This window comes from Vibrio sp. T9, from assembly GCF_003123985.1.
In the GTDB taxonomy this organism is placed as follows: Bacteria; Pseudomonadota; Gammaproteobacteria; order Enterobacterales; family Vibrionaceae; genus Vibrio; species Vibrio diabolicus.
In genome coordinates this window covers 324,878-351,150 of sequence record NZ_NIGY01000008.1, presented here as the reverse complement: position 1 = coordinate 351,150, position 26,273 = coordinate 324,878, and the positions used below count along the sequence as shown (strand labels likewise).

The following is a 26,273-nucleotide window of genomic DNA, read 5'->3' as shown; positions in this document are numbered from 1 at the left end:
TCGTGTTTGGGCTTGATTAAAATCACAAAAAGTTCATGGGTTTGCGAAATATCCAACTGCGCCTTTATGGTGCGTTAAAGTAGAAAAAAATTGCAAAAAAAGTACTTGACGACATGGTTAGGAAGACACTTTTTTATGCCTATGTGAATAACAATTTCACTGTAAGACCCATGGCGCAAAGCCTGCAGAAACACCCCACTTTTTACCCCATTTAGTTATCCCAAAAGTTATCCACTGTTTTTGTGGATAACTAAAATAAAAGTGTCATGGAGTGTTCCACATTTAATAACATTTGCAGTGATTAAGTGTTTACTGGCGTTAACAATCTTTTCAACAAACTCATTACGACAAGTGCCAACGTAACAAATGTTGCCAGTGGTAAAGCTATCCACAATTCGGGGTGAATTTGTGCGTTTAGGTCGAAGCCATATATCATTACCGCGGCAACACAAACTTCGGCAGCGAATACCGCGACACCGCTAGCTATCAACGCCATAATGCCGTATTCGGCCCACAGAGTTGTATTGATCCGTTTTTTACTTGAACCTAATGTGCGATACAAACGGATCTCCTGCTGACGTTGGGATAAGCTTAATCTCAATAGCGTAAAGATAAGTAGCACCCCCGCAACCACGCCTAAAAGAGCGAGAATAGTGATTGCCGATACGATTTGTTGAATCAAATCCTGGATTTTTTCGCCCATGGTACGAATATCTAAAACAGATACCGTCGGGTGAAATCGAGACATAGACGTTAATAGTGCTTCGTTCCCCTCATCAATTCTATAACTGATGAGGTAAGAACCCGGTAGATTAGCCATAACGTCGGATGAGAAAATAAAGTAAAAGTTAGGCTTCATATCACGCCATTCAACATAACGAATGGTATCTACTACCGCATCGTAGTTCTGGCTATTAATAACAAAGCGCAGTTTGTCACCAAGTTCGATGCCCAAGTCATTTGCTACATCGGCTTCTACAGAGACACTCCCTTTATTTGTCCATTCACCCGCAAGCACATCATTATACTCTGGCAGGCTGTTTCCCCACGTAAGGTTCAATTCACGACGTATTGCGTCAGAGCCTTCTCCTTCGTATTCAATCTCTTTGACGTTTTGACCATTAATCTCTGTCAATCGCCCACGAATAATTGGATAAGCTTGTGACCGTGTAACCCTATTTTTATCTAAGGTTTCTAGGTAGCTATCGAGTTCGTAATCACCAATATTTAATGCAAAGACATTTGGTGCGTCTGCAGGTAAGGTTCTCTCCCAATCCGCGAGAATATCGCTGCGCACAAGCCAGATAATAGATAGCAGCATCAAAGACAACGCCAAAGCACCAAACTGCAGGCCACTGGTTACTGGCGTGCGGTTGATACGACTCAACGCAAGCTTCATGGCAGGTTGTGTTGAAATACGCGCAAACAATTTTGTGAGTGCGACGCTCACTGCAGCAAGCACAACAAAAAGTACTGCAATACCAATAAGAACAATCCAAACTAAGGTGTTATCAGCATAAAGCAAAAGTAATGGAACAACGGGGACTAGAACGAGCAACATTCGCTTCCAAGAACGTTGTGCTTTGCCCTGCTGTAGCACTTCTAAGGCTGGAGTTTTAATCAAACCCAACAATGGTATGCCAAGGGCAGGAACGGTGATCAGGACCGCTGAGATAAACGACACCAAATATGGAGTGACGCCGTAACTAGGTAATGGCTCGGGTAATAAGTCTTTGAGTGGAATGCGCAACAAGTACTCCAGCCCACTTCCCAACAATAACCCAACGACACTGGCGCTAATGAGCAGGATTGTGACTTGAATAAACAGCCATTTTTCAATCCATCGTCGACTTGCGCCAAGGCTTTTTAGCATCGCAATGGTTTGTGTTCGACTATTCACATAGTTTTGGCAAGTAAGAACCAATGTTGTCGCTGCCATAATGATGACAATCGCAACCGTTAGAGACAAATACTGCGTCGTTCGTTCAAAGACCTCATTGCTACGACTGGCAGTATCTTGCGTGCGCCAGCGATCACTAGGAGAAAGAACAGTATCTTCTTGCAGGCCTTTTAGCGTTTTATCATCGGCTTGTAGAAACAGACGGTATTGAACTCGACTCCCGACTTGAATCGCTCCTGTTTTCTCAACGTCTTTTTGATGGATGTATGCAGAAGGCATTTGTTGAAATGGGTTAAAGCTTAACCCAGGTTCCATCAGCACTGCACCTGAAACCGTAAAATCGGCATCGCCTATAGTGACGCTGTCACCCGACTTGACGTCTAGTTGAGCCATAATCCGCTCATCAAGCCAGAGTTGGTTCTCTTTAACGCGACCGGATGGGTTGTTGTCTAGTACCAGTTCTCCCATTAAAGGGTAATTGTCGTCCACTGCCCTTACGGAAATCAACTGCATACCATTGTCGCTAAATGCCATCGTGGCAAATCGTGTCATCGTCGAACGTTCTAGGTTTTCAGTCGAGGCTAACAACGTGTCAGGTATAGGATTAGCAGACACAAACACCGCATCCGCTGTCAATGCATCCTTCCCCTGTTTGACGATCACCTGCTCCATTCGCTCCGCTAATGCAGAAAGCGCAAAGATGCTCGCAATCACAAGAATAAGAGCAACGCTAATAGGCCAAAGGTTCCCCTGTCTTATTTCGCCGAAACTCCAACGTATTAGGCTTTTGTTTGACGAGTGTTTTATTGCACTGCTTCTTTCTGTCGATGTTGCTTCGCTTGATGATACTGCAGACATTACACCTCCTCCTTAAGCTCACCCGCCTCCATACGATAAATACGGTCACATCGACTTGCTAGGTGACCATCGTGTGTAACTAATATCAGCGTTGTTCCATGCTGCTCATTAAGATCGAATAAAAGCTCAATTACTTTGTCTGCGGTTTGATGGTCAAGATTGCCGGTAGGCTCGTCTGCGAATAACAGTTCAGGCTGTGTCATAAAGGCACGTGCTAGCGCGACACGTTGTTGTTCACCACCAGATAATTGACTTGGAAGATGATCGACACGTTTTTCCAATCCAACAGCGGTTAATAATTCGGCGGCTCTTGCTTCATCTTCGGCTTCACCACGTAAAAGACAAGGAAGCGTGACATTGCGTAATGCACTCAAGCTCGGGATTAATAAGAAACTTTGGAAAACAAAACCTAGAGAGTCAGCTCGAATTTTTGCGCGAGCTTCATCGTCAAGTTTTGATAACTCATGACCTAACAAGGTAATTTCACCTGATGTCGGTGTATCAAGGCCAGCTAACAACGTCATCAACGTTGACTTACCCGCACCGGAAGTACCGACGATGGCGATTTTTTCTCCTTTCCTGATGTCAACATTTACATCTTTGAGGATTGTTAATTGCTCTTGATTAGTAGAGACTTGTTTAGAAACCAAATTGGCTTGAACAATAGGTGCATTAAGTACAGGTGTTTGCATGATTCGTATACTTTCCTTAGTTCTATTTTTTTGTTTTTCCGCTACTGCACATGCGAGCGAAAAGCTACTTGTCTTAGGTGATAGCCTGAGCGCGGGCTATCAGATGCCGATCGAAAAGAGTTGGCCTAGCTTACTCCCTGATGCGTTGTCAGAACATGGTCAAGATGTAACAGTTATTAATGCCAGCATTTCTGGCGATACCACAGGCAACGGCTTAGCTCGATTACCACAGCTGCTAACCCAGCACAGCCCTGATATGGTGCTCATTGAGTTAGGTGCCAACGATGGCCTAAGAGGTTTCCCTCCTAAACTTATTACGTCGAATCTCTCAAAAATGATTACCATGATAAAAGATTCAGGTGCGGACGTTGTCATGATGCAAATTCGAGTGCCACCTAATTATGGTAAGCGCTATAGCGATATGTTTTACGATATCTACCCTAAGCTTGCACAACATCAACAAGTTACCTTGATGCCATTCTTCTTGGAGCATGTTGTCATCAAACCCGAGTGGATGATGGATGATGGCCTTCACCCAAAGCCTGATGCACAGCCTTGGATTGCTGACTTTGTTGCTCAAGAATTAATTAAACATCTCTAATTTTAATGGTCTAGCTCAATAAGTTTTACTTAACTTTACGTTAATCTATTTTCAATTCCACTCATCGAGGATAGATAACAACATGCGAATAGACCCTTTAATTCAAGGTGTTGTTGCTCGCTCTGCTCACCCATACGGGTGTCATGCATCCATTAAAGAGCAAATTGAATACGTAAAACACGCCCCGCAGATCAAAAGCGGTCCAAAACGGGTTTTGATTATTGGTGCTTCCTCTGGTTTCGGGTTAGCGGCTCGTATTGCCCTCACCTTCGGAGGTGCTAAAGCTGATACTATTGGTGTCTCCTTCGAGCGCGGGCCTTCAGATAAAGGCGTTGGAAGTGCGGGTTGGTATAACAACATCTTTTTTAAACAAGAAGCAAATCACGCGGGGCGTACCGCCATCAATATTGTTGGTGACGCATTCTCTGACTCTGTCCGCAATCAAGTGATTGAAGCCATTGAAACGTACTTTGAAGGTGAAGTTGATTTAGTCATCTATAGCTTAGCGACGGGTGTTCGACCTAAACCAGAATCTGATGAGTTTTGGCGCAGCGTCATTAAGCCTATTGGTGAGCCTGTCACTGGCGCTTCAATTATGCTGGAAAACGATCAGTGGGTAGAAACCACTTTAACTCCCGCAACAGAGGAAGAGGCCGAAGCCACTATCAAAGTGATGGGCGGTGAAGACTGGGAAAGCTGGATTGATACACTGATTAATAACGACTCGATTGCACAAGGCTGCAAAACCATCGCGTTTTCTTACATGGGACCAGACGTTACGCACCCTATCTATCTCGATGGTACGTTAGGTCGAGCGAAAATAGATTTACACCAAACAAGTCACTCGTTGAATCTAAAACTTGCCAACTTTGACGGCGGTGCTTACGCAACAGTGTGTAAGGCGTTGGTGACGAAAGCCAGTGTGTTCATTCCTGCGCTAAGTCCCTACCTATTAGCACTTTATCGAGTGATGAAGGAAAAAGGTACTCACGAACGTTGTATTGAACAAATGCAGCGACTGTTTACCACTAAATTGTACGATCAAGATAAAGTGCCTGTTGACGGTGAACGCTTAATCCGAATAGACGACTTAGAGCTTGACCCGCAAGTACAACAAGAAGTCCATGCTCTTTTAGAGCAAATGAACGCCAATAACTTTAAAGAGATTGGTGATTACCAAGGCTTTAAAGATGAGTTTATGAAGCTAAATGGCTTTAACTTTGAAGACGTCGACTATTCGCAAGACATTTCTATTGAGTCGCTAAAATCGCTTAAACCTTAATGCTTGTTATCTGTTTCAAGTATGAGATATGTGATAACTATTCCTAGTCCTGAACACTTTTCAGGACTTTTTTTTGTTTCAAGCCCCAGCCACCCTATACTTAATTAAAAACCGAGAACAAGATAGAGCAGTCTACATTTTAAATTCACAGGAAGTGAAACCACGTAAAGGATGACCTATATGGGGAGATTGCAAACATTAGATTATGAAATCCCTGAGTCTATGCAAAAAAGTTGGCAGGAAATCGTCAACTTACTGGCTCAAATAACGCACGTACCCACCACATTAATCATGCGTATCCATCCAGATCGTATTGAAGTCAACACATCCAGTGAAACTCAAGGCAACCCCTATCGTACCGGCGATGCTGAACTGCTCGGCAACGGTTTATATTGTGAGCATGTCATTGAGCATAAGAGCGAACTCATGGTTCCTAATGCGCTCGAGGATGAAGAATGGTGCAATAACCCTGACATCAAACTAGGCATGATATCTTATTGCGGTTTACCGTTATTCTGGCCAAACGGAGAGACGTTTGGAACCATCTGCATGCTTGATTCCAAGAAGAATGAATACAGCGACACTTACCGCCAATTGCTCGGAACTTTCAAAGACTCAATCGAAGCGCAGCTCTCTGTCGTGTATCAGCAACACAAACTCCAGCGTCTCAATAATGAACTCAAAAATCGAGTTGAGAACCGTACTACGGACCTAGCGCAGTTGAGTTACTCCCTAACAAAAGAGATTGATCGTCGTAAGGCCGCAGAAAAACAAGTGAGCTATCAAAAAACACACGATCAGGGAACCGGGTTCTTAAACCGCGCAGCACTGGAAAGTGTTGTCGGAGAAACGCTCGGAACGTTGGATCATAGCCAGCAATCACTGCTCGTGATAAACATTGGCTTTAGTAATGCTCGCAGTATCCAAACCCGGTATGGCTTTGAGGCCTTTGACGAGATATTAAAGGAATTTCGGTATCGCCTTGGTAAACGAGAATCGAGTTATTTTGTTACCGGGAGACCGAGCTCGAATGACCTTGTATTACTCATTTGGGGCAACGATATTGATATGAAATTGCGTAAGCTACTGGATGATATCACCAATATTGGCTTGGGAAGCTTTTATATAAAAGACACAGAGGTTCACCTCAACTCTTATATTGGTGTTGTACAAGCCCACCAAACCAGCAATGCCAAACAACTTCTTCAAAATGCATGCTATGCCATGCTGCTGTGTAAAGAGTCTGGCGAAGCGTATAGTTATTTTTGTGAAAGTCATTCGAATGAGCTAAACAACCACAATCAATTGGAAAGCTACTTGTTGCAAGCGGTAAGAAATGACGACCTGATGCTGTACTTTCAGCCCAAAGTTCATCCCCATACTCACAAATGGATTGGCGCAGAAGCATTGCTGCGCTGGAGACACCCAATACTGGGAGACGTCTCTAACGAAGCATTAATACATATGGCCGAACAAAACGGACTTATTTTTGAAGTTGGCTCTTTTGTTCTTCGTACCGCGATAGACAAAGCGAAACAGTGGTCGGAGTTAATTGATAATTTCAAAATTGCCGTTAACGTCTCTCCAATTCAATTACAAAACGTGAACTTTGCGGAGCAAGTGCAACACCTACTCGAATCCTTCCATTTACCAGCACATTTTCTCGAACTCGAGGTGACCGAGAGCGCTTTAATTGCCGATGAAATAGTAGCACGCACAACGCTAAACAAATTGCATGAACTAGGTGTGACATTGTCACTTGATGACTTTGGTACAGGGTACGCCTCTTTCAGCTATTTGAAGAAATACCCATTTGATGCCATCAAGATTGATAAGAGCTTTGTCCAGCAAATGGAAAAGTCGGACGATGATCGTGCGATCATTTGCTCTATCATACACATAGCTAAAAAACTGGACCTCCAAGTGGTTATTGAGGGCATTGAATCACCCCAACAAGAGCAGTTTCTTATTGGTGAGGGTTGTGATATTGGGCAAGGCTTTCTCTATGGTAAACCGATGCCTTGTAATGAATTTGAGCAAAGTTTGTTTAATCAGCGTCTTTCAGGCGGACAATACGCCTACTCTTCCTAAGCATTCTCTTTACTAAGGTGTCGGTGGTTTCTATAATCGCCGCCCGCTTCTATTAAAAGGCCAATATCTTCATGGATCAGTTGACTGCCACGCTTAAGAAAATTGAAAAGCAGAACTACCGCGCTTATCAGCAAATAAAAGGTCAATACGACTTCACTGATTTCACTTTGTTCATCGATCACGTACAAGGAGATCCGTATGCTTCCGCGTCACGTTTTCGTGCAACTCGCGCCTGGTCCTTGACTGGTCTGGAATGGTTAAAAGACGAGTCCCCTGCTTTTCAACGAGCAGCACGTGATTTTATTGCGCGCAGTTTTGAGCAGTTTGCTAAACAAGAAAACTCCGTATCCATTTCATTGAATGGCCAAACTGTGTTGGATAGCACCGCAGTATTGTTTACCGAGGAAGGTATTGAACTGCGTTTTCGAGTTAACTTGCCTGCTGAAGGTCGTTCAGTGTTGGGGAAAAAAGCCAACAACATACTGACTTTCCATTTGCCTAAGTTTATCCGTCGAGCGACCTTAGAACGTGAACTCGACAAAGCAGCATTGATTGAGCATTGCCAAGTTGTTGAAGACCAAGATGCCCTGCGTGCACAGTTGGAAGCCAATAACCTAGTTGCGTTTGTCGCAAATGGCAGCATTCTCCCTCGAATTGCTGGCAACTGTGATCTCCCAATGAAAGAGGCGGTTGAGTTCAAAGCCCCTGAATCGCTGCAAGTGACTTTACATGCGCCAAACAGAGGCCATGTCACGGGATTAGGGATTCCAAAGGGCATTACGCTAATCGTTGGTGGCGGTTTCCACGGTAAATCTACCTTACTGAATGCGATTGAGCGTTCGATTTACGACCATATTCCAGGAGATGGTCGTGAATACATCGTAGCTGATGAAAAGGCAATGAAGATCCGCGCCGAAGATGGTCGATGCGTGCATCATTTGAACCTGTCGAATTACATCAACCATTTGCCAATGGGTAAAGATACAGCGGACTTTTCGACTCAAGATGCATCAGGCTCAACATCACAAGCCGCTTGGCTTCAAGAGTCTATTGAATCGGGTGCGAGCACGTTATTAATTGATGAAGACACCTCTGCGACGAACTTCATGATTCGAGATGAACGTATGCAGGCATTGGTGGCAAAAGGTGATGAACCAATTACCCCTCTTGTCGATCGCATTGGTCAATTGCGAGATGATCTCGATATCTCTACCATTATCGTTATGGGTGGTTCAGGCGACTACTTAGACGTTGCCGACACAGTCATTCAGATGCACGACTACCAAGCGGTTGATGTGACAGAAAAAGCGAAAGAAGTGATCGCTCAGCACCCTACTCAACGTCATAACGAATCGGAAGAACGTTTACAAACCTTCCCGCCTCGCGCCCTGAATCGCGTTGCTTTGATGAATATTCTCACTGACGGTAAATTCCGTGTGAATGCGAAAGGCAAAGAGTCACTTCGATTTGGCAAAGAGTTTACTGACCTTAGCGCTTTGGAACAGATTGAGTCCGCAGATGAAGTCAACACGATTGGCTGGTTATGGTTCCAAATCGCTCAGCTTCCAGGCTGGTGTAATCATCCAGCGAAGGAAATTGAAGAAATGCTGTCTGGTGAGTGGCATGCATCGCTCCCTAAGCAAGGGGACTTAGCCAAACCACGCACACTAGACGTAATGGCTGCGCTTAACCGCATGAGAAAATCTCAGTTTAAGCCTTCATGCTAGTTTTGATACGCTGATTGAGACAATCCAATGAAAAAAGGCAGCTAATAGTTAGCTGCCTTCCTTTATCTTTATTCATACCGAATCATTCGTTTCTCAGTACATTCCACGCTTCGCAAAGAATTCTAAACCTTTCTGCATCACCATTCTCTCTATCTGGGTGCCAACGAAGCGCGAGTTTTCGCCACTGCTTTCTAATTTCTGCGGGTGTTGCATCAGGGGTAAGCTCAAACAGTGAGAGTGCTTTTGTTTTATCCACACTGACTGTAGACGAACCACCAATGAATTTTTGATAAGTGGTCCAAAATTCATTCAACAATCGACGCACTTCATCTTCGTCCGCTTCGTAGTTGCGCCAATCCAGATAATATTCACGCAAAGGGTCGTTAATATCAACGATATGCCTCGAAGCTTCTAACGAAGACATCAGCTGGATATTCATCGCTTCAACTTGCAGCCAGGCATCTGGGTAAAGCGTTTCTTGCAGTTGGTATAGCGCGTTCATGATTAAGAAATTTCGTTTGAATAAATCCTTATCAGGAGAATCATCCAACTTCGAAATGTAGCCCTGTTCACTCAACTTGCTTGCTAAGGTGTGAACTTTCCAATCGGAAGGCTGCTTTCTAAGAATTTCTAGCATTGGCCAAAGCAACGGGTTTTCTATTGCGTGAGTCTCAATACTACTGACCGTGCGTTGTCCTTCCATTCATCCTCTCTGTTTTTAATATTGAAGCATCACTCTAATCTCAGAACTGTACTGGTAAAAATGCTTGCTGACGCGTGTTTCAGGCCCAATTTCTGTGGCACCGAATTAAGCGTGGGTATCATTTTGTACCATAAACAACAAAAGGCCGATAGTCATCAACCATCGGCCTTTGTAAGGAGATCACGTAAAGGTTAAATAACCCCTAGTTCACGTAAACGTTCCATAAGGTAGCTATGTGCGGTGTAGCGCTCAGACAAAACTACTTCTGGTTTTGGATGCAAGAACAACGGCAATGAGATACGCGACTTTTCTTGACGTCCACCCGTTGGATTGATTACACGATGAGTCGTTGAAGGAAAGTAACCGCCCGACGCTTCTTGAAGCATATCACCAATGTTGATGATTAAGTTACCAAAGTCACAGGGTACATCAATCCAATCACCTTCTTTGCTCTTTACTTGCAGCCCCGGCTCGTTAGCGGCTGGCAGAACCGTTAGCAGGTTAATGTCTTCATGCGCAGCAGCACGAATAGCGCCAGGCTCTTCTTCGCCTGTCATCGGTGGGTAGTGAAGAACGCGTAGTAATGTTTTGTCGCTGTTATTGATCATTTCTGACAACGCGATAGAGAACTTCTCTTGAACGTCCTTAGGTGCGTACGCTTCAACCCAGCCTAATAGCTCCTGAGCAAATGCATTCGCCCGCTCATAGTACTCTAAGATTTCAGCTTTAAGCTGCTCTGGGATCTGACCCCAAGGGTAAACATGAAAGTACTCTTTGATGTCTTTCACTTTGTGCCCTTTCGCTACTTCAGACACAGAAGGTGGGAAGTAGCCATCTTGGGTGTCTACGTTAAAGTGAAAATCATTCTTTTGATCTGAACAGAAAAACTCATGCCAGTTTTTGTAAATTGACTCTACAAGCTCTTGTGGAATCGGGTGGTTTTTCAACACACCAAACCCAGTTTCGCGCAGAGAGGTAACGAACTGTTGAGCAGCATCGTCAGCAAGATAATCGACAGTTTCCAGTTTCATGGCTTTACTTCTTTTTTATTAGACTGAATCACGGATTCTATGGATGGGCATGTTGTAAATCAAACTTTAATGAAAAGTGCACGCGCAAACGTTTTAATGTTGAGCAGTTTGGCAATAAATCAACATTTTCAGTGATCAAAAACACCATCAAAATAACAATTGCACACCGTTCAATTAAGTGTAATCATTACCCAAGTCTATGGAGTCCCACTGTAAGATAAATTGAAGGATCAAGTAACTCTATGAAAAGCACCTCGACACTCTTAGGATTGACGATTTTTTATGCCATCGTGTTTTTATTTTCTGCGTTAGAACCTAACTCACGTGCCGTTTGGTTTGCGGAGATTATCCCAGCAATTGGTATTCTTGTTGCTATTTGGGCAATCTCGATTCGCTATCAATTCAGTAATACGGCTTACTTTTTAATGTTCATCTGGCTCTGTTTGCACACTATCGGAGCGAAATATACGTTTTCCGAAGTACCATTTGACTGGTTTAACGACATGATTGGTTCAGATAGAAACAACTTTGATCGCGTTGCGCACTTTTCGATTGGTCTTTATGCGTATCCGATAGCTGAATACTTGATACACAAGAACAAGTTCAACAAAACGTTCTCTTGCTGGTTTGCTTTGTTTGCGATCATGTCGCTTGCAGCAGGCTATGAGATTATCGAATGGTGGTATGCAGAATTGGCTGGCGGCGATGAAGGAATCGCCTTTCTGGGCTCGCAAGGTGACATATGGGACGCCCAGAAAGATATGTTGTGCGACACCGTTGGTGCAGCGTTGTCGCTATTTTTAATGTCGGCTCAGCGTCGATTCTCTCAGCCACTCTAAATAAGGGTTAAACCCATCAACAATTGGAACCTGTACGATCTGTGCTACTTCATATTCGTGCAGGTTTTCTATTTTCTCTTCCACCAATTCATAGAGCTCTCGGCGAGTTTTGATCACCAGCAACCATTCGTTGTCAGTACAAATCTCCCCTTTCCACACATAGTGACTTTCAATAGGCATCGTTTGAATACACGCGGCTAATTGGGCATCTAGCAAACCTTTAATGATCTGATCTCGATTTTTTTCGTTGCTGGTTGTGCTTAACACCATGCAGTAGTCATATTTTATACTCATTTTCTAGCCCTTCATTATTTCATTGTCACTTTGCCGCCAATCATTTTGTAAGCGGGCGTTCCTCTCACTAGGGTATCTCTTGCAAACTCTTGCCCGCAACTGGGACAGGTGCATGGGGTTTGTGTGAAATCGTCAACAATGCGCTCTTTGAAGCACTTGACCAGTGCGCCTTTTCCGCCTTTACGGTACTTGAATAGTTGAGTTTTACACTTTGAGCAATAGATATCGACGGTTTTCGTCGGCTGTTTCTTATTCGGTTTCGCCATGATTCATTTTTATATCAGGTTTTACCCATACGTTATTAAAGTCAAACCAACCTAAGGCATTACACTTTGCATTTTGTAAGGCGCCGCTGTGGTCTTTATTGACACCCAACCAGCAGTGAAACATCGGAATCACCTGACAACTTTTTACCAACTGACGTCCTAACTCACGTGCAGGGAAGTCTGGATAAACACCAGCACGCCACTGATCAACGAGCTTCGCCCATTCGCTAAAATCGTAACCAGAACTGAATTTCTCAATATCACTGTAATCCAGAAGCCAGCCAGCCAACGCGTCATTTCGATTCGTTGCAATACCCATGGCTTTCACCCAAATATCCACTTCCTCCGGTGCGGGCGGTTGAGAATCATAACGAATAAACTCGACCTCTATACCGTGCGGTTTTAAGAGTGTCTTGATAGCCTTGGCAACTACTGGAAACATCGGATGCTTTTTCTGATACGCTACGGAAATCACCTTATCAGCCTGCGGCACGCTGCCCGCCTCTGCTGGCCTAAGATCAATCCAACCTGGCTTAAGGCCAAAGGCTTGCAATACACCCAATTCCATCACTTTATCTTGAGGAACATGCGCGTAAATCTGGTGACTGTTGAGAGTTTGTGATAGAAATTCTGCCCAGCGTGGGTCTTTTGCAATCCCGGTGTTTTTGTTTAGTAATAGAAATGTACAGCCAGGATCAAGCTCGACCTCATCAGATGAACCTTGTTTATCCATCTTTGGCTTAGACAAGCTTGGATAGACCATTGAAGAGTACGCTTCATCAATTACCCACACCTCAACTTGGTCCAGCAAGGGACGAAAGCCAAAGTAGCCATCAAAAGCAGTCAAAATGAGACGCTTATCATCATTCATTTTAACTTGGAACGGCCCAGTCCCTATTGGTTGTCTATCGAAGTTTTCTGAACGCAAAGCGCTTGGTAGCAAAATTTTTGCTTGCGACTCACTCAGCGCCAAAGGCAGGTAGCGATCAGGACGGACGAGTTCAATATCGACGGTCCATTCCTGTGGTGAAGATACCTTTTTTATATGAGAAAACAGGTTCAGGCTACTTAGTGCAAGCACACTTTCAAGTACACAACTGGTTGATAACGGTTCACCATTATGAAAACGCACCCCACGACGAAGATAAAAACGCCAGTGTGTATCAGAAATGGCTTCCCATGTGTGGGCTAAATCTGGCTGAAGTTGTTCATTTTCATCAAGACGAGTGAGCCCGCTAAAAATTTGTCGGGCGATGTGCTGTTCAGAACGCCGCATCGGTTTCTGTGGGTTTAACATCGCCAATGGTCGATAATAAGGCAAACGTACCACCTGCTCGCCCTGTCGATGCTGAAGCCCTAAATAACCCTGAATAACCTGCGTTAATCGAGCCGCGTCGTTATCAAGCGCATCTAGAGCCTGGCCAATTTTCCCTTCGTCGAGATAACGTCTGGCGAGGTTTTCACTGACATCGCTACGGTTACGTTTGAAAACGAGTTTTGAGAGCTTTCCTCGACCCGCCGCTGGATGCCATTCAATCCAGCCCTCCTCTTCTAATTTATTGAGAACAATACGGGCATTGCGACGTGTACAAAACAGCGCTTCGGTAATGTCTTCTAGCTGAACGTCCGTATCGTGACCGGCGAATTTTTCAAACAGTGTTTCGAACTGAACACGTAAACGAGGGCTACTCATAAAGAGGAAATTCTTATCTTATTGATGATAAGCTAAGTTTCCTCATTTTTATCAAAAAGTGCAAACGTCACGCAGTAAATTATTGAATATCGATGCCAATTTCTCGTGCAAGACCGACAAGTTGTTCCTCATTATCCAGCTTGATAGACCATTTACACTCTGCACCATGAGATAAAACAACGTTCGCTCCTCTACCCAGTAACTGGATAGAATCGGTTTGCGCTTGTAAGGTTACCATTGCACTGCCGGAGAGCTTAATCACGATTTCACGCTGGGTAGCAATGATTTTTCCTAATGAAAACTCAATCACCATCTTGCTTTATACCGACTTCGTTTTATGTTGCTTCACTGCGATAGTTAAGCGACTGGTACACACTAATCGGCCTCGTTCATCAGTTATGTCGATTTGCCACACTTGTGTTGAAACGCCAAGGTGTACGGGTTTTGCCGTACCAATCACATGACCACTTCGCATTGCACGTACATGGTTCGCGTTGATATCCAAACCGACACAGTAACTCCCCTCATCAACAGAGAAATTTGCAGCTAAAGAGCCTAATGTTTCTGCGAGTACAACAGAAGCGCCACCATGAAGCATTCCTAAAGGTTGATGAGTAAAACTACATACAGGCATGGTTGCTGTAAGGGAGTCATCCGTGAAATCTGTGTATTCAATTTGTAGATGCTCGATCAGGGTATTTTTTGATGTAGCATTCAGAATCTCTATGCTAACGGGCTTTTTCCATATACTCATTGTTTTACTCTTAATTTCACAAATTGGTTTGTCGGATTGTAACGATTTATTAGAGAGCTAGCATAGACTTTACTTAAGTCTAACTTCAAGATGTAACATCTTGGCCTCTTTGCCAGTTGATGAATAATTTGATCCATGCATCATGTTACTATTTGGGTATATACTATTGCTTCAAAACAAAAATAATTTAGATGGAGCCTATTATGAAGGTATGGATGAAAGCCTCTGCTCTTTTAACTATCGCGGGCTTAACGGCATGTAGCGCATCACCGACCGGCCGTAATCAGATCCTGATGTTTTCAGATCAAGAAATGTCATCGCTTGGCGCCAAATCTTTCGAACAAATGAAGAAAGATATCCCAATCAGCAAAGATCGCAAAACGAATGCCTACGTACAATGCGTTGCCAAACACATCACTGACACCATCCCTGCGCAAGCTGGATTTAAAGATTGGGAGGTGGTTGTTTTTGATAGTGAACAAGTCAATGCGTTTGCCCTACCTGGTGGGAAGATCGGCGTTTACACAGGGCTTTTAGGTGTCGCGAAAAACCAAGATCAGTTGGCAACAGTCATTGGTCACGAAGTGGCTCACGTCCTTGCTGACCACAGTAATGAACGCCTTTCACAAAGCCAGTTAGCAAATGCGGGATTGTCTCTGGCAAACGTTGCTATAGGAGCTTCCGAGTACAAACAGTATCAGCAAATGACGATGGCGGCACTTGGTATCGGTGTCCAATACGGTGTTATTTTACCATACGGTCGTACACAGGAATCCGAGGCTGATATTGTCGGGCTTGAGTTTATGGCAAAAGCAGGCTTCGACCCACGTCAAAGTGTCGATTTATGGAAAAATATGAGTGCTGCATCCGGCGGTTCTCAACCGCCTGAATTCTTCTCAACTCACCCATCGCACAGTACGCGTATTAAAGATTTACAAGCAACCATAAATAAGTTGCCTGCGTATAACACGAAAGCGCCAAAATGTGGCTAAACTTCTGCTACCAGTGTCTATTTTTCGCAAAAAAAGCTCCCTAAGGAGCTTTTTTAATGGGTATAAGGAATAGTTTAAGTACCCAGTATCTGTAGTGGCAAGCTCAATAGGCTATCTCCAAGGGTAGCAAAATACCAAATGATAGCGACAAAACCACCGACAGAAACCAAGTACCAAGCAAGTGAGAAGAGTTGTCCGTAACGGGTTAACGGCAATAAATGACTATGATGTCGACCTCTCCATTCCATGACCACTTCTAGCATCCCCATTAACAATAAAAACCCTAGCAACGTCAGCCCGAAAGAATAGCTGATAAAAATACCCAACAAGGCTGCTGCTATACTGCCGACTAATCCAACCCAAGTGTTCATCGAGAAGGTAATGCTTTTGAGTACATGACCACCATCTAGTGGCAGAATAGGCAACAGATTAAACAGGTTTAGTAACGCGTTAAACACTGCTAGGCCAGCGAAGAGCACCTCTCCAGTCATCCAATAAAGCAAAGTAAACGCGATGCTAAGAACTAAACCAAAAAATGGTCCCATAATCGAGATAACCACATCTTGCCAGCGTGTGTTGATCTTTTCATCACTCAGCGCTAAACCGCCAAGAAATGGAATCAAATAGATGCCCTTGGTCTTCATTCCAAAGTACTTCATCGCTCTAATATGGCCATACTCATGGAAAACTAAACAAGCGATCAAAGCTAACGCGAACTCGATAGAAAATAGCCAAGAATATGCAGCAAGACTTGCAGATGCTAGCGCCACTTTGATGACTTTCGCACTCTTGAGTGCTTTCATTCCAAGCGATACTAGCCCTATCACACTTAAACGCTTTTCCGTTGGCGGCTCAACTTCTGGTACTTGGCGTTCGATGTCTTTTTCATTTCGGCAACCTTCGCTAATAAGCTCATCGTTAATTGTGACCTTGTAACTCAATTCAAACGGTTGCCATGTTAATGAACACTCCAAATGGCATACCAGGACTTCCTCCCCTGCAGAGAGTCTAAACTGGTGAAGACAAGTGTCTGCAACATTATCACTGGCATCTATTTGGGACACCAAGGTGTTATCCCAGTATAACTGCTGCCAACCAGCCATCGATCCTTCGAGCCTTAACGAACGACCTAAAAATTCAACATTCAGTAATTCCAACACGATTCCTATTGCGTCTATTGAATAACAACAAAGCGAGGCGCGAATTATGCCTGCTAAGTACAGAAACGGCAAAGCCCGCTATCTCTTGGTTTGAATGCCATTTAACCATAAAGCCCGTAAAACAATTCTGGTCGTACCATTCTCTTAAAAAATATAACGATAATACATGCCCTTACGAATCACCGTTTGACCTATGCATCATATTTAAAACGCAAAATACGCTCAAACTTTGACAAGTTATTAAACATACAATTAACATTACATTTACATCACGGTTGTATTTCACGTATTAACAACTGGTGTAAGTATCACACAACAATTACAAGGACTTCGGTCCAACACTATGACACCCTAGGAGGGTCAAGGATGAACAAGAAGCACTGCTCTCTGCTTACAATTTCAATATTGTTTGCGTGTAATGCCCATTCAGCGGGCTTCCAGGTAGCTGAGCATTCAGCATCTGGTCTTGGTCGAGCATTTTCAGGTGAAGGAGCGGTCGCAGACAATGCCAGCGTTCTTGCACGAAACCCTGCAGCGATGACGCTTTTCAAAGAAGCTCAATTCTCGGGCGCGTTGTCTATCATCGATCCTGAAGTCGATGTGTATGACACGGTTAACAAAGAACATGCAAAAGATGTTGCCCCTTTACAAGTCGTGCCAGCGGGTTATTACATCAGCCCTATCAACGATAACTGGGCTTGGGGTATCGGTATGTTCACCACATACGGTGTTGCTACTGATTATCCAGATGATATTTCTGCGGGTGACATGGCAGGTGACACTTCCCTACTTTCAGTAAACATTAATCCTAATGTTGCTTACCGTATTAACGATTCTTTCAGTGTCGGTGGCGGTATCAACCTAGTGTACGCGGAAGCGGAGCTGACTCGTCACAAAGGCGCACTCGCCCGTATTTTAGGTGGTAATAAGTCCGATAACCTTGTCGGCATGGAAGGCGAAACTTTTGCTTGGGGTTGGAATATTGGCGCTTTGTACGAGCTAAATGAAAACAACCGTTTTGGCTTTGGTTACCGTTCTAAAGTTGATCTAGATTTTGACGACGGTGAGTTTAGTAGTTACGACTCAGGCCGAGCTCCATCACCAAAAGTGGATGGCCGTTTAAAAATCTCTCTCCCTTCAATTATCGAATTATCGGCTTTCCATCAACTGAATGAACAATGGGCAGTACATTACGGCTGGCAACAGACCGATTGGAGCACATTTAAAGAACTGAAAGCGACGAGTCCTCAATGTAATGATGGAACTGCTGGTCAATGTTTCTACAAACCAGAGAAATACGAAGACAACAATCGTTATTCTATTGGTGCCACTTACACCCTCAATGCGGATTGGACATTCCGTGCGGGCTTTGCATACGACGAACAAGCAGGTGAAGCCACATTGAGCATCCCTGACAGTGACCGTTTTTGGTACAGCGCGGGCCTAACTTACGCAATGAATGAGAATTTAACTTTCGATGCAGGCTTTGCACTTGTTAAGAGTAAATCAGGCTCTTTCACCGAGACAAATGCTCAGGATGAAGAGATCAAGTTCGACTCTGAAGGTACTGCTTACATCAGCGCGGTACAGATGAACTACACCTTCAAATAATGGGATTACGGAGTAAACCAATGAAACACACGTTTAAATTATCAATGCTTTGTTCTGCAATCCTTCTTGCTGGTTGTGGTGATAATACATCAAGCTCTGGTACTTCCGACAAAGTTCAATTTGAAGATGAAGTCCAAGCACTGCTCGACCGTGGAACATCTATCAGCTTTACGCTTCAAGGGGCGAATGCGGATGTACCTGCGCCCTCTTACTTATTAATGGACACAACAGATGGCACGCTTGGTCTGCCAACTGACGGTGATGATGCCTTAACCAACCCTAGAGCCTCGATGAATACGATGGATGGATGGTCAACGTCTATGCCAATCGTTCTGAACTTTAAAGGCGATGGTTTTGCAACGGGTATGCTGCCGTCTGGTATTAAAGTCATCAAGATTAATCAACGTTTGACCGAGTGGGATGGTAAGTCTAACCCAATCGAAGAAGTTCTCGTTCAGAACCAAGACTACGTTGTTCAAGCAAAAGGCAACTCTCTATATATCCAGTTCATGGATGCGCTTGATGAGTCAAGCGAGTACATTTTTGCAGTAACACAAGATGTTACTGACGTGAATGGTGAGCCAATCGGTACATCAGCCAGTTACGCGACAGGTAAATCGAAAGAAATCGTTTATGAAACTGGTGCTCTTGCTTCTATTCAAGCGGTGACACAAGCGGTGGAAGGCATTTTTGGTCTAGCTCAAGTTAACCCTGACGACATCGTTTACTCCTCCTGGTTCAGCACTCAGTCTGTAGGTGATACTTTGGCGGCGGTTAAAGGTGTAACCGCAACCGGTTTCTCAACGGGTGCAAATACACTAAACGCCGTTTACAAAAACGATGCGAACGAAGGTTCAGTAGATTTATCAACAGCCTATACAATGACACTTGGTGCAACACAAGACTTTAGCACTGCGCTAGACTCTGACGATGACTTCAGTAAGTACGTTAGTGACCTAGACGCAGCTAAAACGGCAATTAAAGGCCTTTATGCGAAGTCAGGTGCCGATGTAAATGTGACTCAAGGTGTAGTCAGACTGCCTCATTATCTAGAAAAAGGGGCAAACTGGAACATGCAGCCAATGGTATCTGCGATGCCAAGCCTAGCGAAGCTAAGCGCAGCACTGGCGGATCCGAACGAGCAAGCGAACATGGTTCAGCAGCTATCAACTGGCGTTTTCGCAAATAACCCTGTTGACGTGACAAAGCTTGCAACCGATCCTACAGAGCAGCTAAAACTGGTGGGTGCTAAACTCACATTAAGCGATGGTACCCAACTCGACAGTGAACGTATTGTGACTCGCTACTCCCCAGTTCCAGTTGTTAAATCGGTAGAAGATGTCGAAGTACTTGTCTTCACACCTAAATCTGGTGTCGCGACCGACGTTGTGATTTATCAACACGGCATCACTTCTGCAAAAGAAGATTCATATGCCTTCGCGTTTAATATGGTGAAAGCAGGTGTGGCTGTTATTGCTATCGACTTACCTATTCACGGCACACGTAGCTTAGATGAGCAACGTTCAGCTAATGCTAATATCTTGGCGTATCTAAATCTTTCTAACTTGGCAATCGCTCGTGATAACCTACGCCAAAGTGTACTGGATGTATTGGGTTTACGCGCGAGCTTAGTGGTATCGGCGCAAGGTGGTCTGTTGGCAGAAGGGCCTCTACAAGGCTTTAACCCAATGACGGGTTCTAAAGTCAAAATGTTAGGTCATTCACTTGGCGGTATTGTGGCTACATCTGCCGTGGCAGCAGCAAATAACACGCTAGGTAGCCCCAACGCAGATGCACTTTACACATTTAGCTCTGCTTCTGTACAGAACTCTGGTGGCCAAATCGGCAATTTGTTACTAGGTTCAGAAGCCTATGGCGCTCAGATCAGGCATAACTTAGCATATGCTGCGTCTGCAGACTACGCGAGTTATGCAGATGCGTCATGTACACAATTGGAAGATAAAACGTGTTACGAAGCTTTTGAGGCCGCAGCAACAGAAACTCAGTTAGCAACACTAGAAGCTGGCTTCTCGCAGTTTATCTACGCGGCACAAACCACGCTAGATACCGTAGACCCGTTCACAAACGCGTCAGATTTAGTTGCTTCTGGTTCACTAACAACACCATTCCTGATGACCGAGGTTGATGGCGATGGCAATGTACCAAACAGCGTTCCAAATGCACCGTTTGCCGGGACTGAGCCTCTAGCAGCTAAGCTAGGTTTAACGACCGTAAACAGTGCTAATACAGCCGTGTCTCCAATGGCAAGCTTTGTGCAGTATAACGCTACTGCATCGCACATTACGTTTGTTTCTCCAAATGGCACACTTTCTGATATTGACCATCACGTTGAGATGCAAATGGAAAACACTGACTTCTTAATGGATGACACTTTAACGGGTGTGACTAATACTTCCGTTCTGAAGTAATCGTATCATCTCTCTTACCAAAGCCCAGTTTCGACTGGGCTTTTTCGTTCTCTATCATAAAAAACCGTCCCGTATATCCTTTGCTATAGTTAAATCGGTGTCGTACCTAACTTACTTGTTTGAAAGGAAAACTCTATGCGCATATTCACTATAATGGTCACTGCTTTACTTCTTGCTGCATGCGGAAGTAGCCAATATCTTATGTCGACAAATGAAGGGAAAATTATTACTTCTTACGGAAAACCAGACCTTAACGAAGAAACGGGTATGTACGAGTATGAAGACATGGATGGGAAAGAAATGAGCATTTCAAAAGATCAAATTGTGCAGATTATAGAGCGCTAGCAATATGCCCTCTATATTTTTAGAGGGCCCTACCCACACTTCTGAGCGCAGTTAATACTCACAACGAACTTCTAACTTCCTCAATAAATGAAGCAACCAATTCATCACCCAAAGCAATCAATGCATTTTCTTATATACAGGTATTATTTGTTTAGCGAATATTTTACATCTTCACCCTAATCAGGTTGGAATATTGTAAAATCTCGGCTTTAATTCGCTAACACCCTTTTATTTCTCAGGATAAAGTGGATAATACCGCCACAAAATAACATTACTAAGGTGAGTCCTTATGTCTATTGAAGCTACTCTGCTTGCGCGCTGCGAGTCAAAATGTGAACTGTGTTCTTCTGAATCTCAACTAACAGCATACGCTGTCCCACCTCACGGTAACGTGACCGTTGATACTGCTATCATGGTTTGTGATAAGTGTCTGGGTGAGATCGATGAGCCAAAAGACATTAACCACTGGCGTTGTCTAAACGAAAGCATGTGGAGCCAGGTTCCTGCAGTACAAGTGACAGCATGGCGCCAACTCACTCGCCTAAACTCTGAAAGCTGGGCTCAAGATGCTCTTGACATGATGTACATGGAAGAAGAGCAAATGAACTGGGCGATGAAGGGGATGTCTGATGATGACAAAACGCTGGATTGCAACGGCACTGAACTTAAGAAAGGTGACGATGTAACGGTAATCAAAGACCTACCAGTTAAAGGCACTAACCAAGTAATCAAACAAGGCACAGTGATCCGTGGTATCAGCCTTGGTGATGATCCGAAACTAGTTTCGGGCAAGGCAAATGGCGGTCAGTCAATGTACGTGATCGCAGAATACTGCCGTAAGAAGTAATATCGTATTACTCTACAAGTCAAAACGGGGCACTATTAGTGCCCCGTTTTCATTTCTAATGAACACCAATTTGGAATAAGCTCCTCTACTCCGGTATTGACTCTGTATAGAGTTCTAGCTCCGTTATTCGCGTTTGAGCAGCTAAAAAAATACCGGCTTATAAGCCGGTATTTTCATTCATTATTTCAAGATTAACGGTACATACCGATATCTTTTTGAATGTGAGCTGACAAATCTTCCGCATAGTAACTGCGTGGTGCAGTATTATCTACGAATAGAATGTCTAGTAAGTGAGCAATCAGTCCTTTGAAGTTAACCGCGTAGGTTTTCTTATCCATAGAGGTTGGTAAAGCTACATTTGTCATTTGCATTGCTTGTGCCATGATTGCCTCTCTTTAAAGCAGTAGTCTGTTTTGTTGATTGTATATTAGTCAGTTTCTTATTGTTTAAGAAATGACAAATTTTACCTATTCGAATTAGATTATCTAATAAAACAAGTCCATTACAAACATCAAAAATACAAATGAATAATAACAGCATAAATAGTCATAAACTGTCTAATTATGTTGAATAACTTAACGTTACCTGCATAAAGCTATCTCAACTAACAACATATTCTTAACATTAAGTTTCGTTATTTATTTTATTTTTAGCGCTTTACTTATATTTTTTGATTAGTAATTTTAACGCTAGAGCGACTGTTCGACTTATTTTTGAGGAGCGATGCCACAACTGCTGATGTCATCACAACGATTAAGAATGTGAGTGACCACGTTGTCGGAATCTCATACTCTGTTCCCACCAATAACATCTTTACACCGATAAACATCATGATCACCGATAATGCTGGTTTTAAGTACACAAACTTGTCTAACATCGCTTGCAGAACAAAGTACAAAGATCGCAAACCCAACAGTGCAAACACGTTCGCGGCTAAGACTAAAAATGGCTCTCGTGTTACCGCGAATATGGCAGGTATAGAATCCAGTGCAAACATTACATCCATCACTGCAATTACACCGACTACGATCAGCATTGGTGTTGCCACCCACTTACCAGCTTGCTTTAAGATTAAGTGATTCCCTTGGTAATCATCCGTAACTGGCAATATTTTGCGAATAAACTGCTCAGGATATGGGTTAACCTCTTCTGCTTCACCTTTGTCGCGAGCAAGCTTAATACCTGTCCAAATAAGGAATGCGGCAAAAAGGTACAATACCCAGTGGTACTGCGCAAGTAACTGAGCACCAACCGCAATCATGATAGCCCGTAGAACTAACGCACCAATCACGCCCCAAAGCAGCGCTCGCGGACGCAAATGCTCCGGCACACTGTATTGTGCAAAGATGATGGCAAACACAAACAAGTTATCCACGCTTAGCGACTTCTCTAGTAAGTAGCCTGTTAAGAATGAAACCGTTGCTTTATCGTTCGTATAAGTGCTGTGCGGTGCGTAAAAGTCCCAGAATAAATAGATAGAACCTGCAAAAACAAAGGCAAGTAAGAACCAGAAAACACTCCAAAGGATGGCTTTTTTCATCGTTATAACGCCACCACGCGTTTGATAGATATCAAGCGTAACAAGAACAAGCGTAAAAAGACCAAAAGCACCATACATCGATAATGATTCTTGAAGTGGTGCCGATTGGCTCAATTGGGTGGTACTTTCGATAAGAGACATGCTTCCTCCCATGGCGGAAGGACATGAGTTTGGTGACCTTCCGCAGACAATAACAACAAGCAGTCACATAGTAATCATGTGCTGCCAGTCAATGAATGCGTTGGTCTCGTTGAAGTGTCGGCGTGGATGAATCACGCAACACCTTTACTTACCGGATAAGCTGATGCTTAACGAGATGACGATAAGTAAACTTGCGCTAACTACTCCCCAAACGCCGCAATGATAACGCCGAATGTAACGCTTTCCAACAAAAAAACTTTGTCCAATCGAAATAAAATTCTTATTAAAAATCAGAAAGAAATATAAAAACAAAGGAATTGGTTCAACCACGTGAACTTTTGTTATTAGATGTAAAGCTCAGCAAGTGACTCAAGATGATACATTTAGGAGTCAGAGCGTTGTCTTTGAGAACATAGACACAAAAAAGGAGCATAACTGCTCCTTTCCTAACTTCCGTGTTATTAGCAATTCAAAAGCCGCTCAAAGGTACAAAATAAACTAACGTTGACCAAATTGCGACCCAAGCAACCACCACTGCCGTATCTGTCCAATCTTTATTCCACATACTGCCACCCTCATCATCGCATGTAGCAATTGAAAGACAGCAAAATCGATACCAATATCTACTACCTGTGTTGCTGTGTATAAAGTTTGTGACTTTGATTCAAACAGTTTGGCTCATCGGTCAGAAGTTCAATAAAACAGTCTGCCATAGATAAGTTAGTTACGCGCCCCTCGCCTTTCATCTCCAGTAGCGCATCGTAACCTTCTTTCCCTTTCATGGTATAAGCGGAGGAAGTGCCTCGATACCAGGTGTCGTCTTGAACGTCGACCCATTGTTGACCATCAAAAATTGCTAATGACTGAATTCTTTCACCTTTAGGGGCATCAGCTCGGTACTCAAAGTTTAAATTGTAAGTGTATGGATAACTGCCAGAGCCAGTACCTTCCACATCATTGTTGAGTGCATTGTTTATGGCGCCTTCAAGTGCTCGGCGAATAGCACTGCCTTTTACGTCGTAAAAGCCGATCGGAACGGCAAAAGGCAACAATCGTCCGGCAATATCTGCCACTGTGATGTTGCCAGGATTCAATGATGTTCGCACGCCACCCGCATTATGAATCGCAAATTGAACCTCATGCCCGCGTTTATTTAGGCTGTACAAAAATGAACGAGCAACAGAAGAAGCCAGCTCGCTCTCACCAAACTCATCTGGGATTCGCACATGACGCTTTTTGGTGTCAATACTGGCAATGACTTGTGACTGTAACTGCCTTACCCGAGGGATGTATTTATCACTTAGGATTGCTTGAGTCTCCGGGTGTTTCTTACAGACCACCACATTAGGTTGACCATGGATAAAGTCACACGCGGTTTCGAATACGCCTTGGTCAAGCTGTTGATTTAGTGTCGAGTCCCAAAAAATACGTCGGCCAAGTAACAGTTCATTTTGACCACTCAGCATGGTTGCTTTGCCGTTTTCATCAAATTCAATGACGCAGTGCCCCATGGTCAAAGCATGAAAGCCCGCTTGCACAACGTAGGTATCTTTTACTTTGACACCATAAGGGTCATCTTGCCCTAAACCTATTGATGAGAAATCGCCTTGCAGTCGGTGGCTATGTCCACCAACAATAATACCAATCCCCTCAACTTGTTCAGCCAACTCTAAATCGCCTTCATAACCTAAGTGGCTCAGAAGAATGATATTTTTAATACCAGAGTAGTGAATTTGTTTTACGGTCGCCTTAGCGGTTTCAATTGCAGACTTAAATGGCGTATCTGCATCTGGGTTCGCGATATCGCTCATTTTATCAATGGATAATCCGAAAATCGCAACCTGCTCTCCATGAAACTCTTTGACGATGTATTGTGCGCTTTGTGTCTCCGTTTGATAGCTATACACATTGTTGCTATCGCTGACTCGGTGAGGCTTTTGAAGCGATTCATTTGATAGATCCCAGTTACCAGCAAGCAATGGAAACTGAGTGCGTTGACAGAATAAGGCAACAGGTTCATTACCCATATCCAATTCATGGTTGCCTAACGCCATCGCATCAATCTTTAACGCATTCAACAGATCGGCGTTGGCTTTACCTTTAAATAATGAGAAATAAAGTGTGCCTTGGAAACAGTCTCCAGCATGGAGAAATAACATCCCATGCCCTTGACGTTGAGCGTCGTCTCGTAGCTGCTCTACTCGGGTTGCGATGCGAGAAAACCCGCCAGCACTCACGTATGGCTCTAGCGTGAGTTCATTGTTGATCTTAAGCTTTAACTGTAATGACGTTGGCTCAAAGTAGGAATGTGTGTCATTGATGTGTGCCAGTTTGATTCTCACTGGCTTATGATTGTTATTCATCTTCATCTTCTCTCTTTTCATTCCTTATAATAATAAGAAGTGAATCATGACAGAATCATGAATTTTATGAAACTGTGATTTTTTGATTTCATGTTTAAGTGATCACGATGCTAT

Annotated in this window: 23 protein-coding genes; 10 read left to right on the top strand and 13 right to left on the bottom strand. The window is 43.7% G+C overall.

What is annotated here, in order from left to right:
* Positions 1–301: 301 nt before the first annotated feature.
* A complete protein-coding gene (locus CBX98_RS18320) occupies positions 302–2,758 on the bottom strand; it encodes an FtsX-like permease family protein (RefSeq protein ID WP_109169958.1) in 2,457 nt (818 codons plus the stop codon).
* A complete protein-coding gene (locus tag CBX98_RS18315; protein ID WP_005395482.1) occupies positions 2,758–3,450 on the bottom strand; it encodes an ABC transporter ATP-binding protein in 693 nt (230 codons plus the stop codon). The genes CBX98_RS18320 and CBX98_RS18315 overlap by 1 nt, the downstream gene beginning before the upstream one ends.
* Between CBX98_RS18315 and tesA the strand changes: the two genes are divergently transcribed.
* From tesA to CBX98_RS18295, 4 genes are all read left to right on the top strand, one after another.
* Positions 3,449–4,051: a multifunctional acyl-CoA thioesterase I/protease I/lysophospholipase L1 gene (gene tesA / locus CBX98_RS18310; protein ID WP_005395483.1), complete on the top strand. Its 603-nt coding sequence runs from the start codon at positions 3,449–3,451 to the stop codon at positions 4,049–4,051. The two genes, CBX98_RS18315 and tesA, sit on opposite strands and share 2 nt — an antisense overlap.
* Positions 4,052–4,133: 82 nt before the next feature.
* Entirely contained in the window at positions 4,134–5,333 is a 1,200-nt protein-coding gene (gene fabV, locus CBX98_RS18305) for an enoyl-ACP reductase FabV (protein ID WP_012842298.1), read from the top strand.
* 180 nt (positions 5,334–5,513) lie between these two features.
* Positions 5,514–7,424 carry an EAL domain-containing protein gene (locus CBX98_RS18300; protein WP_053808423.1) on the top strand — a complete coding sequence of 637 codons (1,911 nt, stop codon included), beginning with the start codon at positions 5,514–5,516 and terminating at the stop codon, positions 7,422–7,424.
* 71 nt (positions 7,425–7,495) lie between these two features.
* Positions 7,496–9,151, top strand: coding sequence for an ABC-ATPase domain-containing protein (locus CBX98_RS18295; protein WP_109169957.1), 1,656 nt, complete (start codon positions 7,496–7,498; stop codon positions 9,149–9,151).
* 82 nt (positions 9,152–9,233) lie between these two features.
* On the opposite strand, the gene CBX98_RS18290 is transcribed toward CBX98_RS18295, so the two are convergent.
* Together CBX98_RS18290 and CBX98_RS18285 are read right to left on the bottom strand one after the other, a co-directional pair.
* Positions 9,234–9,854 (bottom strand): DNA-J related domain-containing protein, encoded by a 621-nt coding sequence (locus CBX98_RS18290; RefSeq protein ID WP_109169956.1) that lies wholly within the window; start codon positions 9,852–9,854, stop codon positions 9,234–9,236.
* A gap of 191 nt (positions 9,855–10,045) precedes the next feature.
* Complete coding sequence (locus CBX98_RS18285) at positions 10,046–10,885, bottom strand: 2OG-Fe(II) oxygenase family protein (protein ID WP_005376329.1); 840 nt, start codon at positions 10,883–10,885, stop codon at positions 10,046–10,048.
* Positions 10,886–11,127: 242 nt separating this feature from the next.
* On the opposite strand from CBX98_RS18285, the gene CBX98_RS18280 reads away from it, so the two are divergent.
* Complete coding sequence (locus tag CBX98_RS18280) at positions 11,128–11,724, top strand: DUF2238 domain-containing protein (RefSeq protein WP_005395495.1); 597 nt, start codon at positions 11,128–11,130, stop codon at positions 11,722–11,724.
* Here CBX98_RS18280 and cutA read toward each other — a convergent pair.
* From cutA to CBX98_RS18255, 5 genes are all read right to left on the bottom strand, one after another.
* Entirely contained in the window at positions 11,686–12,018 is a 333-nt protein-coding gene (gene cutA / locus CBX98_RS18275) for a divalent-cation tolerance protein CutA (protein WP_109169955.1), read from the bottom strand. The genes CBX98_RS18280 and cutA overlap by 39 nt on opposite strands.
* Positions 12,019–12,032: 14 nt before the next feature.
* Positions 12,033–12,284: a hypothetical protein gene (locus CBX98_RS18270; protein ID WP_012842304.1), complete on the bottom strand. Its 252-nt coding sequence runs from the start codon at positions 12,282–12,284 to the stop codon at positions 12,033–12,035.
* The gene (locus tag CBX98_RS18265; protein WP_109169954.1) at positions 12,268–13,977 is read right to left on the bottom strand and encodes an SgrR family transcriptional regulator; all 1,710 of its coding nucleotides are present in this window, start codon (positions 13,975–13,977) and stop codon (positions 12,268–12,270) included. Before CBX98_RS18265 ends, CBX98_RS18270 begins: the two co-directional genes overlap by 17 nt.
* Before the next feature lie 79 nt (positions 13,978–14,056).
* Positions 14,057–14,290 carry a DUF3389 domain-containing protein gene (locus CBX98_RS18260; RefSeq protein WP_054867596.1) on the bottom strand — a complete coding sequence of 78 codons (234 nt, stop codon included), beginning with the start codon at positions 14,288–14,290 and terminating at the stop codon, positions 14,057–14,059.
* A gap of 6 nt (positions 14,291–14,296) precedes the next feature.
* Positions 14,297–14,731 carry a hotdog fold thioesterase gene (locus CBX98_RS18255; protein ID WP_012842307.1) on the bottom strand — a complete coding sequence of 145 codons (435 nt, stop codon included), beginning with the start codon at positions 14,729–14,731 and terminating at the stop codon, positions 14,297–14,299.
* Positions 14,732–14,934: 203 nt separating this feature from the next.
* Between CBX98_RS18255 and CBX98_RS18250 the strand changes: the two genes are divergently transcribed.
* Positions 14,935–15,723, top strand: coding sequence for a M48 family metallopeptidase (locus CBX98_RS18250; protein WP_109169953.1), 789 nt, complete (start codon positions 14,935–14,937; stop codon positions 15,721–15,723).
* A gap of 74 nt (positions 15,724–15,797) precedes the next feature.
* Here CBX98_RS18250 and CBX98_RS18245 read toward each other — a convergent pair whose 3' ends face one another.
* Entirely contained in the window at positions 15,798–16,826 is a 1,029-nt protein-coding gene (locus CBX98_RS18245; RefSeq protein ID WP_047010406.1) for a site-2 protease family protein, read from the bottom strand.
* Positions 16,827–17,249: 423 nt separating this feature from the next.
* On the opposite strand from CBX98_RS18245, the gene CBX98_RS18240 reads away from it, so the two are divergent.
* The 4 genes from CBX98_RS18240 (at position 17,250) to CBX98_RS18225 (ending at position 22,115) form a co-directional block, all read left to right on the top strand.
* Positions 17,250–18,494 (top strand): outer membrane protein transport protein, encoded by a 1,245-nt coding sequence (locus tag CBX98_RS18240; RefSeq protein ID WP_109169952.1) that lies wholly within the window; start codon positions 17,250–17,252, stop codon positions 18,492–18,494.
* Between the two features lie 20 nt (positions 18,495–18,514).
* On the top strand, positions 18,515–20,923 hold the full coding sequence (locus CBX98_RS18235) for a VolA/Pla-1 family phospholipase (protein WP_012842311.1): 2,409 nt from the start codon (positions 18,515–18,517) through the stop codon (positions 20,921–20,923).
* 135 nt (positions 20,924–21,058) lie between these two features.
* Entirely contained in the window at positions 21,059–21,268 is a 210-nt protein-coding gene (locus CBX98_RS18230) for a YgdI/YgdR family lipoprotein (protein ID WP_109169951.1), read from the top strand.
* Positions 21,269–21,557: 289 nt separating this feature from the next.
* Positions 21,558–22,115: an alkylphosphonate utilization protein gene (locus CBX98_RS18225; RefSeq protein WP_005395511.1), complete on the top strand. Its 558-nt coding sequence runs from the start codon at positions 21,558–21,560 to the stop codon at positions 22,113–22,115.
* Between the two features lie 191 nt (positions 22,116–22,306).
* On the opposite strand, the gene CBX98_RS18220 is transcribed toward CBX98_RS18225, so the two are convergent.
* From CBX98_RS18220 to CBX98_RS18210, 3 genes are all read right to left on the bottom strand, one after another.
* Positions 22,307–22,498, bottom strand: a complete 192-nt coding sequence (locus CBX98_RS18220; protein WP_005376351.1) for a hypothetical protein — start codon at positions 22,496–22,498, stop codon at positions 22,307–22,309.
* A gap of 278 nt (positions 22,499–22,776) precedes the next feature.
* Positions 22,777–23,796: a TerC/Alx family metal homeostasis membrane protein gene (locus CBX98_RS18215; protein ID WP_104972573.1), complete on the bottom strand. Its 1,020-nt coding sequence runs from the start codon at positions 23,794–23,796 to the stop codon at positions 22,777–22,779.
* 626 nt (positions 23,797–24,422) lie between these two features.
* Positions 24,423–26,165 carry a bifunctional UDP-sugar hydrolase/5'-nucleotidase gene (locus CBX98_RS18210; protein WP_109169950.1) on the bottom strand — a complete coding sequence of 581 codons (1,743 nt, stop codon included), beginning with the start codon at positions 26,163–26,165 and terminating at the stop codon, positions 24,423–24,425.
* Positions 26,166–26,273 lie beyond the last annotated feature (108 nt).